The organism is Mucilaginibacter phenanthrenivorans (assembly GCF_024721155.1).
Classification (GTDB): Bacteria; Bacteroidota; Bacteroidia; order Sphingobacteriales; family Sphingobacteriaceae; genus Mucilaginibacter; species Mucilaginibacter phenanthrenivorans.
In genome coordinates this window covers 248716-262382 of sequence record NZ_JAHVAP010000005.1, presented here as the reverse complement: position 1 = coordinate 262382, position 13667 = coordinate 248716, and the positions used below count along the sequence as shown (strand labels likewise).

At 44.6% G+C, this 13667-nt stretch carries 15 protein-coding genes; 11 read left to right on the top strand and 4 right to left on the bottom strand.

The features are described from left to right. Positions 1–23 precede the first annotated feature (23 nt). Both KXD93_RS13340 and KXD93_RS13335 read right to left on the bottom strand, forming a co-directional pair. Positions 24–614 (bottom strand): cupin domain-containing protein, encoded by a 591-nt coding sequence (locus tag KXD93_RS13340; protein WP_258137613.1) that lies wholly within the window; start codon positions 612–614, stop codon positions 24–26. Positions 615–617: 3 nt separating this feature from the next. Next, on the bottom strand, positions 618–1106 hold the full coding sequence (locus KXD93_RS13335; protein ID WP_258137612.1) for an RNA polymerase sigma factor: 489 nt from the start codon (positions 1104–1106) through the stop codon (positions 618–620). 360 nt (positions 1107–1466) lie between these two features. On the opposite strand from KXD93_RS13335, the gene KXD93_RS13330 reads away from it, so the two are divergent. The 5 genes from KXD93_RS13330 to KXD93_RS13310 all read left to right on the top strand — a co-directional run bounded on the left by KXD93_RS13330 (position 1467) and on the right by KXD93_RS13310 (position 4678). Then, entirely contained in the window at positions 1467–1877 is a 411-nt protein-coding gene (locus KXD93_RS13330) for a VOC family protein (protein WP_258137611.1), read from the top strand. A gap of 73 nt (positions 1878–1950) precedes the next feature. Further along, on the top strand, positions 1951–2163 hold the full coding sequence (locus tag KXD93_RS13325) for a hypothetical protein (RefSeq protein ID WP_258137610.1): 213 nt from the start codon (positions 1951–1953) through the stop codon (positions 2161–2163). 102 nt (positions 2164–2265) lie between these two features. Further along, positions 2266–3165: a LysR substrate-binding domain-containing protein gene (locus KXD93_RS13320; protein WP_258137609.1), complete on the top strand. Its 900-nt coding sequence runs from the start codon at positions 2266–2268 to the stop codon at positions 3163–3165. Between the two features lie 75 nt (positions 3166–3240). After that, a complete protein-coding gene (locus tag KXD93_RS13315; RefSeq protein WP_258137608.1) occupies positions 3241–4251 on the top strand; it encodes an NAD(P)/FAD-dependent oxidoreductase in 1011 nt (336 codons plus the stop codon). Between the two features lie 109 nt (positions 4252–4360). Beyond that, on the top strand, positions 4361–4678 hold the full coding sequence (locus tag KXD93_RS13310) for a 2Fe-2S iron-sulfur cluster-binding protein (protein ID WP_258137607.1): 318 nt from the start codon (positions 4361–4363) through the stop codon (positions 4676–4678). Positions 4679–4687: 9 nt separating this feature from the next. Here the strand turns inward: KXD93_RS13310 and KXD93_RS13305 are convergent, their stop codons facing one another. Both KXD93_RS13305 and KXD93_RS13300 read right to left on the bottom strand, forming a co-directional pair. Continuing rightward, complete coding sequence (locus tag KXD93_RS13305) at positions 4688–5281, bottom strand: hypothetical protein (RefSeq protein WP_258137606.1); 594 nt, start codon at positions 5279–5281, stop codon at positions 4688–4690. Positions 5282–5356: 75 nt separating this feature from the next. After that, positions 5357–7189, bottom strand: coding sequence for a patatin-like phospholipase family protein (locus tag KXD93_RS13300; protein ID WP_258137605.1), 1833 nt, complete (start codon positions 7187–7189; stop codon positions 5357–5359). 236 nt (positions 7190–7425) lie between these two features. Here KXD93_RS13300 and KXD93_RS13295 point away from each other — a divergent pair, with 236 nt between their 5' ends. The 6 genes from KXD93_RS13295 (at position 7426) to hutI (ending at position 13600) form a co-directional block, all read left to right on the top strand. Then, on the top strand, positions 7426–7761 hold the full coding sequence (locus tag KXD93_RS13295) for a winged helix-turn-helix transcriptional regulator (protein WP_258137604.1): 336 nt from the start codon (positions 7426–7428) through the stop codon (positions 7759–7761). Positions 7762–7773: 12 nt separating this feature from the next. Further along, positions 7774–8328 carry a DinB family protein gene (locus KXD93_RS13290; RefSeq protein WP_258137603.1) on the top strand — a complete coding sequence of 185 codons (555 nt, stop codon included), beginning with the start codon at positions 7774–7776 and terminating at the stop codon, positions 8326–8328. 187 nt (positions 8329–8515) lie between these two features. Then, a complete protein-coding gene (locus tag KXD93_RS13285; RefSeq protein ID WP_258137602.1) occupies positions 8516–9025 on the top strand; it encodes a MarR family winged helix-turn-helix transcriptional regulator in 510 nt (169 codons plus the stop codon). Next, positions 9018–10577 carry a histidine ammonia-lyase gene (gene hutH, locus KXD93_RS13280; RefSeq protein WP_258137601.1) on the top strand — a complete coding sequence of 520 codons (1560 nt, stop codon included), beginning with the start codon at positions 9018–9020 and terminating at the stop codon, positions 10575–10577. Before KXD93_RS13285 ends, hutH begins: the two co-directional genes overlap by 8 nt. Continuing rightward, a complete protein-coding gene (hutU, locus tag KXD93_RS13275; protein ID WP_258137600.1) occupies positions 10555–12228 on the top strand; it encodes a urocanate hydratase in 1674 nt (557 codons plus the stop codon). Before hutH ends, hutU begins: the two co-directional genes overlap by 23 nt. Positions 12229–12385: 157 nt before the next feature. After that, on the top strand, positions 12386–13600 hold the full coding sequence (hutI, locus tag KXD93_RS13270; RefSeq protein ID WP_258137599.1) for an imidazolonepropionase: 1215 nt from the start codon (positions 12386–12388) through the stop codon (positions 13598–13600). The last annotated feature ends 67 nt before the right edge of the window (positions 13601–13667 follow it).

The following is a 13667-nucleotide window of genomic DNA, read 5'->3' as shown; positions in this document are numbered from 1 at the left end:
ATAATAGCCTGTGTAAGGGCTATTTATACAAACCTATACTGCAAAACCGCAGTAACAAAAGGTGTTACTAATTTTATATCGTGCGGGGTATGCAAGGGGATTTCGATAAAATCTCCGGGACCTAATTTATACAATTCATTGCCAATGGTACATTCACATCGGCCCCTTAAAACAAACAGGCTTTCATAAAATTCACCATGCTGTTCTTCGGGTACATCTGTGTTACCGGTGATCAGCATTTGCTGCACTATATTATCTTGCCGGATGACGTGCATCAAAAAATCCTCGGTAGGTTCTTCAGGGATAAAATGAGCAAAGGTATCCAGCCATGGCTGCGGATCAGTAGAATGGCTGAGTACAGGAAGATTATTAGCATCCAAAACAAACTCATCAAAACCAAGCGCAGCCATTATATTTCCCTTAATACTTTCGGGTGGTTCGCTGGCGGTTAATTCAGCTAGCTTTTCAAAAGCAAGCTCAACAGCATTCAACTCCGCCTTAACTTCAGGATAAAGCATGGTTAACTGGATCAAGTACGCCTGGTCCTCTTCATTTAAGTGGCCGAGGCAGTATTCTTCCAAAACACCGCTTTCAATATACGCTTGTATATCCATCAATTAATTAGGGTTTGTTTTTTGTTTCATAGCCTTGCGGATATTGATTTTTACTTCATCAACGGGTATTCTCAGTATTTCGGCCACTTCATACACCTTGTAGCCCTGGTGGATCATATTAAATATGGCAATCTCATTAGCAGCCGTTGTGTCGTTAACTGCATCAGTATACGAGTTACGGGCAGTTCCGGTTTTTAAATTGATAGAACTAAGGTAATTAATACTTTCTGAACGCGCAAACTGCAGAGCCCAGGTTAAGAAGGTTACCTGGCTGTCTTTAAATTGATGAATGTTTTTACAGATCGTCTTAAATGTTTTTTCAAGCAATTGGTCTGCAATTTTAGGATTATTAACCATTCTTATAATGTATCCGTAAAGTTTAGCAGAATAGGTTTCACATAAATGCTCACAACCTTTTGGGTCGCGGCGCAAAAGTAACTCCACTAAAGCAGGTTGGGTATTATAATTATCCTCCAAAATAAGCAGCAGCATTAAATCAACTCATCAATAAATTTAAAAGCAAACTATTGAGATTAGTATGGCATGAAAGTACAAAAACAATTGTCAACAATTAACACTTACTAATTTATAAAGCATTCCTTTGGGGAATGAGCGGAGGAGTCAGGAGTCAGGAGTCAGGAGTCAGGAGTCGAGAGTCAAGAGTCAAGAGTCAAGAGTCAAGAGTCAAGAGTCAAGAGTCAAGAGTCAAGAGTCAAGAGTCAAGAGTCAAGAGTCAAGAGTCAAGAGTCAAGAGTCAAGAGTCAAGAGAAATGCCTATTAAGTTACCAAATTAATCTTGATTCCTGGCTCTTGAATCTTGGTTCTTTTCCAGTAGCTTTGAAATTATAAACGATGAAGTTCAGAACCGCCAGGCATACAAAAAATTTAAACCGTATTATCGACTTTTACGGCAGGGTTTTAGGCTTAAAAGTTTTGGGCGAATTTAGGAATCATCATAACTACGATGGGGTGTTCCTGGGCCTCCCCGGGTCCGACTGGCACCTGGAGTTTACCACCTCTAATCTTTCCCCGGTTCACTACCCCGACAATGACGACCTGTTGGTATTTTATGCCGAATCCGTTGAGGAATTCAATAACATTAAACAAAAGTTCATAGCAAACGGGGTTCGGCCCGTATATCCTAAAAACCCGTATTGGATAAACAACGGCATCACCTTTACTGATCCGGATGGTTTCAGGATAGTGATCTCGGTGTTAAGAATTGTGCCTAAAAACTTATTAAACGCTAGGAAAGAGTCATAGCCTAAAGTCATAAATCTTGTTACCGGCAGCCAAACAATTTCTTCAATTACTACTTGTGTTATAAAGCAGTACTATGAACAGGACCATTGGAATTGTACTTATTATTATAGGCGCCGCCATGCTGATATGGACCGGATTTACCTATACAAAAAAAGAAAAGATTGTAGATGCAGGCCCCCTGCAGATCTCTGTAGATAAGCAGAAATCAGTGAACTGGCCACCATATTTGGGCGGGATCTTATTAATTGGCGGAATAGTGATTGTGGCTACGGCGAAGAAGAGCTAAAAGCCAAATACGCAAAGCCGAAAGCTGCTCTTATTAAAAGCGGGAAGCTTTTTGCTTTCAGCCTTTAGCTTTTACCTCCTTTCTTCCCTATCTTCGCTTTTAATGATCTTCGATTTTCGGCTAAAGGTATTTCATACTGTCGCACAAAGGCTCAGCTTCACCAAAGCTGCTGCCGAGCTATTTATTACCCAGCCAGCCGTTACAAAGCACATAAAGGAATTGGAGCATCAGTTGAATGTGCAATTATTCAGGCGGAATGGCAACAGTATAGTATTAACCACCGCCGGAAAGATCATGCTGCAATATGCTGAAAAGATCTTCCAAACCTACACCGAACTGGAAACAGAGCTTGCCCAGTTAAACAACATGGAAGCTGGTACGGTTCATATTGGTGCAAGTACAACCGTTGCCCAAACCATTTTACCTAAGATCCTTGCGCTGTTCAAGAAAACTTATCCAGCCGTAAATTTTACGTTTATCCAAGGCAACACGGATGTGATCACCCAATTGGTGTTAGCCGAAAAAATAGATATCGCGATAGTGGAAGGCGCCGCCCACTATCCGCAAATTGCCTACGCGCCCTTTGCCAAGGACGAGATTGTGCTGGTAACCCGGGCCAATAATCAACTCTCTAAAAAAGCAGAGATCACCCCAAAACAATTACTGCACATTCCGTTGATACTTCGGGAAGCAGGTTCCGGCACGCTTGATATTATTTTTAATGCTTTAAGCGATGTCGGCATCAATCCGAAGGAGCTGCAAATTGAGATCAGGCTGGAAAGCAGCATCGCCATAAAACAGTACCTGCTGTATTCAGAAACCGCCACCTTCCTCTCCATTCAATCGGTGATAAGTGAGCTTAAATATAATGAATTGAGCATTATTGAAATTAAAGGAATGGAGATCTTCCGCACGTTTCAGTTCATCCAGTTACAGGGTAAAAACTCAAAGCTTATTGATCTCTTCAAAAGATTCTGCCTGGCAAGCTATAACTTAAAGTAATCGATAATTACTATTTGTCATTAGTAAAAAGTTATAATAAACAAGACCTTTAATTATTATTTTAATGGTAATTTTATGGAACTTGTTAATACTGATATTTGCATTATAGGCGCCGGTCCTGTTGGTTTATTTGCCGTTTTTGAAGCGGGGCTTTTAAAAATGCGCTGCCACTTAATAGATGTTTTACCGCAGGTTGGCGGTCAGCTCTCCGAGATCTACCCCCAAAAGCCGATTTATGATATCCCTGGGTTCCCAACCGTCAACGCCCAACAATTGGTTGATGGCTTAATGGAACAGATAGAACCTTTTAAGTCCACATTTTCATTAGGCGAACGCGTTAACGAATTACAGCAATTGGAAGATGGTTCATTTATTACCACTACAAGTGATGGTACAGAGGTACATAGTAAAGTTGTAGTAATTGCGGGTGGACTCGGCTGCTTCGAGCCACGCAAGCCGGCTATAGATCATTTGGAGGAATTCGAGGGTAAGGGTGTGGCTTATATGGTAAAAAATCCGGAAGCTTACCGCGGCCGTAAGGTGGTATTAGCCGGCGGCGGTGACTCTGCGCTGGACTGGACTATTTTCCTTGCAGATATTGCCGACGAGGTTACACTCATCCATCGCGGCGATACATTCCGTGGCGCACCTGACAGTGCCGAAAAAGTTTTTGAACTCGCTAAGCAGGGACGGATAAACCTTATTCTACAGGCGCATATAAAAGCAATCAGCGGTAACGGGCATTTACAGGAGGTAGAAATTGTTGACCGCGAAAACCAAACTTCTGTTATTGCCGCTGATAACCTGATCCCGCTATTTGGCCTCACCCCAAAGCTTGGCCCGATAGCTGAATGGGGATTGAATGTAGATAAATCCGCCATTATGGTGGATACGGTTGATTACAGCACAAACGTAAAAGGCGTGTACGCTATTGGCGATATCAATATTTATCCCGGTAAGCTGAAACTGATCCTTTGTGGTTTTCATGAGGCTGCGCTAATGGCGCAAAGTGCTTTTAAACAGGTTTATCCCGATCAGAAACTAAGCTTTAAATACACTACTGTTTATGGAGTGAGTGCTTTTTAAGCTGATGTTAAGCAGAAAGCCCAAAGACTAAAGCTGAAAGCCAAAAGATAATTATAAACAACACTACAAAAGCTTAAGCTTTCTGCTTTTAGCTTTTACCTCAAATAATATGATTAATTTAACTATTGAAGACAGAGACGGCAGCCGTCGGCCTGTGGAAATACCTGAAGATATAAGTTTAAGTTTGATGGAGGTTTTGAAGGCAACAGACCACCAAATATTGGCCACCTGCGGGGGGATGGCGCTTTGCGCAACATGCCATGTACAGGTTTTAGAGGGTCCCGAAAAATATTTCCATCCCTCTGACCAGGAGCTTGACCTGCTGGACACCTTGCCTGATGCCGCATACGACAGCCGCCTCGCCTGTCAGTTGAGGATCAGCGAAGATATGGATGGTATGGTGTTCAGGATATTGGGGGAGGAGTAGCACGCAGGTTTACCTGATATGGGTAATTATATCCTGCAATCCTTCCGGGTTATTTCTGTTGGCCTCAATTCTGCCGATTCTTCCGTAAACAAAGCCTCTGAACAAATCATTTGCTTCATACATATCATTTTCGGCCTTTCTCTTGTTGTTTAAGATTAAGGCTTGAGGGGTACGGATAATACCAAATGGAAATCCCCACCAACCTAAAAGGGCGGTCTTTATCATTGCATTGTTGTTTTGCTTATTAAGGCATTGAGGGCATCCGATTTTTACTTCTTTTCGGTAATGGGTAAAAACAACAAGGCTTACAACGTTGGCAACAATTGTGGCATTTAATTTCTCTCCTACACCATTACAAAAAGGACATGGAAGATTTCTTAACATTTCGGTGTAATCTGCGAGGTCGCTCGCCTTTACTTCCTTTGTCTGCACTTCTGCTGCTTTTGCCACGTCGGCGGAGAGCCCACGTTCCTTTATTATTTGCTTTAATAAATTTAGCGCTTCCGGGCGAAGGCCGGCAGCTTCTTCGCTGGCTATACGGATAAGTTTTTTGTCGTCGAATTGCTCGTAATTTTTCCGCAGTTGTTCAAGGTTTGGTTCCATTGTTGTAATTGTGATATTGCAGTTCAATAATAATATTAAATTTGGACATATCACCGAAATAAGAATCTCGTTTCTTTACGCCCAATTCGTCGGGAACGGAATATCCTTCACACTCAATGCCTTAAAGTTCGCAATCTTATACTCACGGCCCGCATCGTTATACATAAAAAACGGGTCGGCCTTAAATCGTTCATAGTCGTCTGTTAATTGCTGTTTTAACGTAACCAGCCGGTTAAGGTAAGCAGGAGCAAAGGCAGATGGGTTTTTAAGCAGCCTGTCGGTATACTCAAGCAGGTTATAGCATGTGGTAAACTGGCCACAGGCAATAATGCAGGCTTCATCATGCTCCTGCAGGCAGTCCGTTTTATCAAACCATAATGTAGTGCCCATATTGAATGCTACCTGAGCCACTATTTGTAAGTCGCGGCTGGGTTCCATCGGCGGCGGCACAGGATTGCGTGTGCGGTTAATATTGTTCGAGAAGGACAGATCGTAAATGTGGTTCCCCTTGCCACGGTTCTTCCACTCCGGCGATCCATAAAATGTATTATAAAGCAACTGCCTTATCCGCTTTAAAAAAACGCTCATATTAAGTAGCATTACTGAGTCGGCCCTTGCAAGCAACATTTGCTTGAGCACAGGCATCGGGGTTTTTGTAAAATATTTTACAAGCAACAGCACTATGCGCTCTGTAAAGCTTTTCAATATGCCGGATGGTGTACCTGATGCCGTTACGTTAAAGACCTTCTTCCTCACCCATAATACAATCCCCATAAAAACTAATGGAAGCGGGACAAGGATGCTGCCAACTATGGTTAAGGCGGTGCAATGAAGACAGACACCCGCAACGGTAATGCCCACAGCTGCTATAAAACAGGCAATAACGATAAGATTTACGGCGCTGAGGCTCAATCCGCCTTTGTGGGGAGCGGCGGGCATTACATAAGGCTTGATAAAATGGCTGCCGACATCATTTACCAGCATCAGGTTAAATGGCTTGTAATCGGTTTCACGCTCTATTCGCCGGCGGTCGGCATCCATCATGCTTTGCAGGCCCTGGTTATCGGTTATGCCGCCGTCCATAAAGCCAACCCGTTTTTTACTGATAAACTCCCTTTCCTGTTTGTCGCCGGTTTGCGGCTGCATGGTTAGGGCTTTTTTAAGGGTATCTTCGGTTAACCCCTGGTGCGTAAAATCGTTTGGGAAAATAATGGGCTCAAACCCAGCAGGGAAACAGGATGAGGCTGCAAGCAGATCGCTTAGCTTTAATTCATCGGCTACCGCCTCGTCAAGAAATATAATATGGTTCCCAAACTTAAAATATTTGTCAGGCTTACTGTCGTAAACTAACTTTTTGTCCTGCCTGAACGACAATCCGGTATAAAATTCGGTAGTGTTGAAACAAACTTCCTGTAAGTGTGAGCCTTTGCTGATTTTACCAAGCGCCTTTAACGTACTTCCCTCAAAAATATACTCGTCATAAGCCATGGCGAATGCGTTAATGATGTTGCGACTTTTTTCCGGACGGTTCCTCCACCGTGCTTTATCTGATAGTATTTCGAGCGCATTTTTCAGGATCTGCTCACCTTGCAATGTTTCAAACAGTTTAACATAGAACTCCGCGAATGTTTTGCCACCTGAATTGTACAGCGCATATAGTGCTGCGGTAATTGTGCCGCCTGATGCCGACGATATGAAAGTAACCTGGTGCAGCAGAGAAGTACCGTTAAGCGGATCGGCGGGGTCACTGAATTTCGTATTGTTTAAATATGATAACACACCCAGCGCAAATGAGGCCGCGCGGAAGCCGCCGCCCGAAAACGCAAGGGCAATATTTTCAAATGGTAGAATCTGGTTAACGTGTAGTAATAAAGCAGCAGGCTGGCCTGTTGCGTCTGTGTTTTCCATAGATTTAAGGTATTAGGGTTTGTACTTATAAAATTATGGAAATAAATAATTATAACAAAGAATTTTAACGCGATTATTTGTTTGTAAACACATTTATCTCCACCTTTAAAGCATCACGCAGGCTGCAGGATTCGGCCACGTTGGCGCCAATACTGCCATGGGACAACAGAAATAAAGATTTGTTTATTTCTGTGATTCGATATACATTTAATACCAAATCATTAAAGCATATCATTATGAAACAGGACGTTAGTAAAATTTCCGACAAGATCAGGTATTTACAAACCACCCTGGCGGTAATAAACGGAAAATGGAAACTACCGATATTGATCTCCATGTATTCCGGCATTTCCCGCTTTCGCGATCTGCAGCGTAATATCCCTAACATTACTACCCGTGTGCTTTCAAAGGAATTAAAGGACCTGGAAGCCAATAAACTCGTACTGCGCGTTGTGCACGATACCCACCCTGTATCTATAGAATATAAGCTGACCACCTACAGCTTTACCCTTACTCCGGCTGTTGATGAAATGATAAAATGGGGGAAGCAGCATAGTAAAGGAACATTGTAATTATAGTTTATCATGCTTAAAACCTTGCGTTCGATTCCCAAACCCCTTGAAGGTGAATATCCGCCGTACGCCATCATGTACATGAAATTGCTGCCTGACGATGGTCTGGTGCTGGAGCATATGAAGGAAAATTTCATGACTGTGAAGGAATTGATCTATAGTCTGCCAGAGAAAATGCTCTATCACCGCTACGCTGAAGGCAAATGGAGCATTAAGGAAACCCTGGTTCATATTATTGATGACGAGCGCATATTTGCCTACCGCGCCCTCCGCTTCGCCCGAAATGAGCAAAATAACCTCATCGGCTTCGACCAGGACAGTTATACGCACTACTCAAAAGCCAACGAGCGCGACCTAGATAATATTTTCGACGAATACCTGGCCGTCCGAATGGCGACACTAACAATGTTCAACGGCTTGCCCGAAGATCCGTTTATGCGGATAGGAAAAGGCACCGGCACTGCCAACAACGCCAGCGTTCGCGCCCTGGCCTACCACATTGCCGGGCACGAGCAGCATCATATCAATTTGATAAGGGAAAGGTATATCCCGACGTTTAGTGTTTGAACCATGATTAAAGGATTTTAGGATTGCCTTGATGTTTCCTAATCATGAAACCTTTTAATCCTTTAATCAGAGTTCAAAACGGATAGTAACAACGCAAAGTACCGATCTAGAAATTCCTAAAATCCAATTAATCTTAAAAATCTTAGTTTTATTTGCATTTATATAAGTACTTATATAAATTGCGTCCATGAATTTATATCAAAGTTTGGGATACCTTGTTTTAGGCAGCCGGTTACGGCGGCTGAGCGAGGGTTTCCTGGCCGAAATTAACCGGGCTTACCAAAATGAGCGGATCGATTTTGATGCCAGCTGGTTCCCGGTGTTTTATTTACTATCAAAGAACGAATCGCTTTCTATAAAGGAACTGAGCGAACAAACCGAGGTTTCACACCCGGCGGCGAGCCAGCTGATCACAAATTTGAAAAATAGAAAACTGGTTACCAGTGCTACCTGTGCCGATGACGGCCGTAGGCAATTGGTACAGTTGACAGATAGCGGCAGGACTTTGCTCACGCAGATCATGCCGGTGTGGGATGCCATTCTTTTGGCGATGAATGAAGTATTGAATAATGATCCCGCTTGTAAGGAACTCCTGCCGAGCATTAGCGCATTGGAAAATGCTTTTCGGTCGGCCAATCTTGCCGACAGGATCAGCGATAAATTAAATGTTGAAGTAAATGCCGCAGCCAATGAGTAACATATTTAATTATGGCAGCAGCCATTTAAGCATAGGCACCGCTTTGGACATTGCCAGCAGGAAGGTAAAAGGTGTTATTGATGCCGATGCTGCTGAAAAGATCCAAAACTCATGGCGTGAGGTTGAAAAAATAGTCCATGCCGGGCAGGCAGTGTATGGCATCAATACTGGGTTTGGTCCGCTTTGCGACACCCGCATTTCCGAAGCTGATACTTCGTTGCTGCAAAGCAATTTGTTAAAGAGCCACAGCGTTGGCGTAGGTAATCCCATCCCGCAGGAAATTGCCAAGCTGATGATGATCTGCAAGGTGCAGGCGTTGGCACAAGGATTTTCCGGGATCGCGTTAGCAACACTCGAGCGTATTATCTGGCATATCGATAATGATATTATCCCGGTTGTGCCTGAAAAGGGTTCAGTAGGCGCTTCCGGCGATTTGGCTCCCCTCGCGCACCTGTTTTTACCGTTGATTGGTTTTGGTGAAGTGTTTGAAAAGGGAGAACGCTTGCCCGCCGGAAAGGTATTGGCATCCCATAGTTTGCAGCCCCTGGTTTTAGGACCGAAAGAAGGCCTTGCCTTAATCAACGGCACACAATTTATCCTTGCATTTGCTATAAAAGCCGTACAACGGCTTGATGATGCACTGAACCGGGCCGACCTGATCGGTGCGCTGTCGTTGGAGGGGCTAATGGGTTCCGCCCGGCCGTTTGACGAAAGGCTGCACCAGTTGCGCCCTTATAAGGGAACAAAGCTGGTTGCCAAACGCCTGCATACCTTATTGAAGGATTCGGAGATCTGCAATTCGCATGTTAACTGCGATAGGGTGCAGGATCCATACTCCCTGCGTTGTATGCCGCAGGTACACGGCGCATCGCGCAATGCCTGGTTGCATTTGAAGGAATTAACCGAGATTGAACTGAATTCGGTTACCGATAACCCTATAGTTTTTAATGCTGAAGACACTATTAGTGGCGGAAACTTCCATGGCCAGCCTTTGGCTATGGTGTTGGATTATGCTACCATCGCGGCAGCAGAATTAGGAAATATTGCCGACCGCCGTTGTTATTTAATGAGTGAGGGCAGGTATGGCTTGCCCAAGTTGCTGATCAATAACGCAGGCTTAAATTCCGGATTGATGATCCCGCAATATACCACGGCAGCTTTGGTTACCGAAAATAAAACGCTTTGTTTCCCGGCCAGCGCTGATAGCGTGCCGACGTCCTTAGGGCAGGAAGATCATGTTTCCATGGGGTCCATCAGCGGGCGCAAGCTGAACCAGGTGATAGACAATTTGGAATACATCCAGGCTATCGAGCTGCTTTATGCGGCTCAAGCTATAAATTTCAGGCGACCATTAAGATCGACCGCGGTAGTTGAGGCGTGCCATGCCCTGGTACGTGAACACGTTTCATTTATTGACGACGACCGCATCCTGTCGGACGATATCAACGCTTTACACAAAATAATTACCGACGGCTCATTTTTAGCCCTCGCCAATAATACAGCAACCGCTCACCAAATTAATTTGAACGATGACGAATTCGGAATTTATTAAAACCTACGCCAACCACCCGGTGTATAAGGCCCCTCGTGGTATGCAGCTGCACGCCAAAAGCTGGCAAACAGAAGCGCCTTTACGCATGTTGCTCAACAACCTTGACGGACAGGTTGCTGAAAACCCCGATGAGCTGGTAGTTTACGGTGGGATAGGCCAGGCCGCCCGCAACCCGGAAGCTTTACGCAAGATCATTGAGTTGCTGTTGGAATTGGATGAACATCATTCTTTATTAGTGCAGTCCGGTAAACCGGTGGGGATTATCCGTAGTCACCCGGAGGCACCGCGTGTGCTGATTGCCAACAGTAATTTGGTGCCTGCATGGGCAAATTGGGAGCATTTTAATGAATTGCGGTCGAAAGGATTAATGATGTACGGGCAGATGACGGCGGGCAGTTGGATCTATATCGGTACGCAAGGAATTTTACAGGGCACGTATGAAACATTTGTTGAGGCCGGGAAACAGCATTTTAATAACGACTTAACTGGAAAGCTGATAGTTAGCGCCGGTTTAGGCGGAATGGGTGGCGCTCAGCCATTGGCCGCAACCATGGCAGGCGCTGTTTTTTTAGGGGCGGATGTTGATGAAACACGCATACAGAAACGATTGGACAGCCAATACATCGACCGGATGACCCATAGTTACGATGAGGCCATTACCTGGGTAAAGGATGCCATGCAAAAAGGTGAAACGCTATCTGTTGGTTTAGTAAGCGATGCAGGTGATATGCTGGGAAAATTGCTTTTTGATAACTTTATCCCCGATATGCTAACCGACCAAACATCGGCACATGACCCGCTGAATGGTTATATTCCTAACGGCTTAACCTTAACGCTTGCTTCGTTATTAAGAACAAGTGATCCGGCAGAATATAAACAGCTTTCATTAGCCAGTATGGCAAGGCACGTGGGCCTGATGCTGCAACTGCAAAAACGCGGCGCCATAACATTCGATTACGGCAATAACCTGCGTGAATTTGCACGACAGGGCGGTGAGGGCGATGCCTTTAATTTTCCGGGCTTTACCCCGGCATATATCCGCCCCCTATTTTGTGAGGGTAAGGGACCGTTCAGGTGGGTAGCATTATCCGGCGATCCGGAGGATATTTTTACTACAGATCGCGCACTGATGGAGTTATTCCCGGACGATAAACCATTGATCAAATGGCTCACCAATGCACAACAAAAAATCTCGTTCCAGGGCCTGCCTGCACGAATTTGCTGGCTGGGTATGGGCGACAGGGAAAAAGCGGGCCTATTGTTTAACGATTTGGTAAAAACAGGTAAAGTAAAAGGCCCGATAGTGATCGGCCGCGACCATTTGGATTGCGGCTCGGTTGCGTCGCCAAACCGGGAAACTGAATCAATGCTGGATGGATCAGATGCGGTATCAGATTGGCCATTATTGAACTTAATGTCGAATACTGCGGGTGGTGCCACATGGGTATCTTTTCATCATGGCGGTGGTGTGGGTATGGGTTACTCGCAACACGCAGGCATGGTCGTTTTGGCCGATGGAACGGATCGCGCAGCAACTTGCTTAAGCAGGGTATTATATAATGATCCGGCGATGGGGATTTTTCGTCATGCTGATGCGGGCTATGATAAGGCAAAGGATTGGGCGGAGCGGTTTGATTTGAAAATTTGGTAAGCCATCTGAATCAGAATTTACAGAATTTAAGAATTAACAAAATTAGCTTCCTGATATTCTGAAAATTTTATAATTCTGAAAACGGCATAGTCTTCTTGAACGCCTTAGAAAACAAACAATAGGTGAAAAATTCTGATTCAGACAATAATCTACTAACATGAAAATATTACACGGTCCATTCACCCAAATTCTGCCCTTAACAGGGATGCCTTTAAAAGGCGCATTAAAGGATGATCAACTACAGGTCATTTCTAATGGTGGAATCGTGGTTGAAAACGGGCTGATATTAGCTGTTGGGGGTTTTGAAACACTGCGCAAGCAAAACCCGTCAGCACAAATAAATGAAATTGAAGGTGATGGCGTGCTGCTTCCCGGCTTTGTGGATTGCCACACGCATATCTGTTTTGCAGGCAGCAGGGCAAAGGATTACGCTATGCGTATCCAGGGGAAAACCTACCTGGAAATTGCCAAAGCCGGCGGCGGCATCTGGGATTCGGTAACCCAAACGCGTGCAGCCGATGAAGCCTTATTAACCGAACTGTTATTAAAAAGAATTGAACGTCATTTATCTGAGGGAGTAACTACCATTGAGGTAAAAAGCGGGTACGGACTATCCGTTGAGCAGGAATTGAAACAGCTACGCGCTGTTAAGGCGGCAGCTAGTCAAACCAGCGCAACCATTGTTGCCACCTGTTTAGCTGCTCACATGGTTCCGAAAGATTTTAACGGAAGTCAAATTGAGTATTTGGAGCATATTTTAACGGATCTGCTTCCTATCGTTAAAAAAGAAAACCTGGCTAACAGGGTAGATATATTTATAGAGCAAAGCGCGTTCAATGCTGATAACGCGACCACCTACCTGAATAAAGCCAAACAAATGGGTTTTGACATTACGGTGCATGCCGACCAGTTTACTACCAGCGGAAGCAAAGTAGCCGTAAACGTTGACGCTGTTTCTGCAGATCATTTGGAGGCCAGCGGGGATGAGGAAATAAAATTATTAGCCAGCTCGAATACTGTTGCCGTAACTTTACCCGGCGCATCGCTTGGTTTAGGAATGCCCTATGCGCCTGCACGAAAATTGCTCGATGCCGGTGCATGCCTTGCCATCGCCAGCGACTGGAACCCTGGCTCCGCCCCAATGGGCGACCTGTTAATGCAAGCCGCCGTAATGAGCGCCGCCGAAAAGCTAAGCACGGCCGAAGTATTCGCCGGGTTAACCTATCGCGCAGCAAAAGCCTTAAATTTAACCGACAGGGGGAATTTGGATGTGGGGATGAAAGCTGATTTGCAAGTGTACCCGGTTAATGATTATAGGGAGATCCTGTATCAGCAGGGGCGCTTAAAACCGACCGCTGATTTTTTTGATTAAATGATTGCGCTGATTTTTTAAATATCTAAGTATAAAATAAAACAACTAATCTCTGGTCTATAGCCTC

Bases quoted from the DNA above. Each gene is read 5' to 3' on its own strand.
- hutH (WP_258137601.1), top strand. From the start codon at position 9,018: ATGAGTAACATATTTAATTATGGCAGCAGCCATTTAAGCATAGGCACC.
- KXD93_RS13340 (WP_258137613.1), bottom strand. From the start codon at position 614: ATGGATATACAAGCGTATATTGAAAGCGGTGTTTTGGAAGAATACTGC.
- KXD93_RS13320 (WP_258137609.1), top strand. From the start codon at position 2,266: ATGATCTTCGATTTTCGGCTAAAGGTATTTCATACTGTCGCACAAAGG.
- KXD93_RS13310 (WP_258137607.1), top strand. From the start codon at position 4,361: ATGATTAATTTAACTATTGAAGACAGAGACGGCAGCCGTCGGCCTGTG.
- KXD93_RS13335 (WP_258137612.1), bottom strand. From the start codon at position 1,106: ATGCTGCTGCTTATTTTGGAGGATAATTATAATACCCAACCTGCTTTA.
- KXD93_RS13290 (WP_258137603.1), top strand. From the start codon at position 7,774: ATGCTTAAAACCTTGCGTTCGATTCCCAAACCCCTTGAAGGTGAATAT.
- KXD93_RS13330 (WP_258137611.1), top strand. From the start codon at position 1,467: ATGAAGTTCAGAACCGCCAGGCATACAAAAAATTTAAACCGTATTATC.
- KXD93_RS13285 (WP_258137602.1), top strand. From the start codon at position 8,516: ATGAATTTATATCAAAGTTTGGGATACCTTGTTTTAGGCAGCCGGTTA.
- KXD93_RS13305 (WP_258137606.1), bottom strand. From the start codon at position 5,281: ATGGAACCAAACCTTGAACAACTGCGGAAAAATTACGAGCAATTCGAC.
- KXD93_RS13300 (WP_258137605.1), bottom strand. From the start codon at position 7,189: ATGGAAAACACAGACGCAACAGGCCAGCCTGCTGCTTTATTACTACAC.
- hutI (WP_258137599.1), top strand. From the start codon at position 12,386: ATGAAAATATTACACGGTCCATTCACCCAAATTCTGCCCTTAACAGGG.
- KXD93_RS13295 (WP_258137604.1), top strand. From the start codon at position 7,426: ATGAAACAGGACGTTAGTAAAATTTCCGACAAGATCAGGTATTTACAA.
- hutU (WP_258137600.1), top strand. From the start codon at position 10,555: ATGACGAATTCGGAATTTATTAAAACCTACGCCAACCACCCGGTGTAT.
- KXD93_RS13315 (WP_258137608.1), top strand. From the start codon at position 3,241: ATGGAACTTGTTAATACTGATATTTGCATTATAGGCGCCGGTCCTGTT.
- KXD93_RS13325 (WP_258137610.1), top strand. From the start codon at position 1,951: ATGAACAGGACCATTGGAATTGTACTTATTATTATAGGCGCCGCCATG.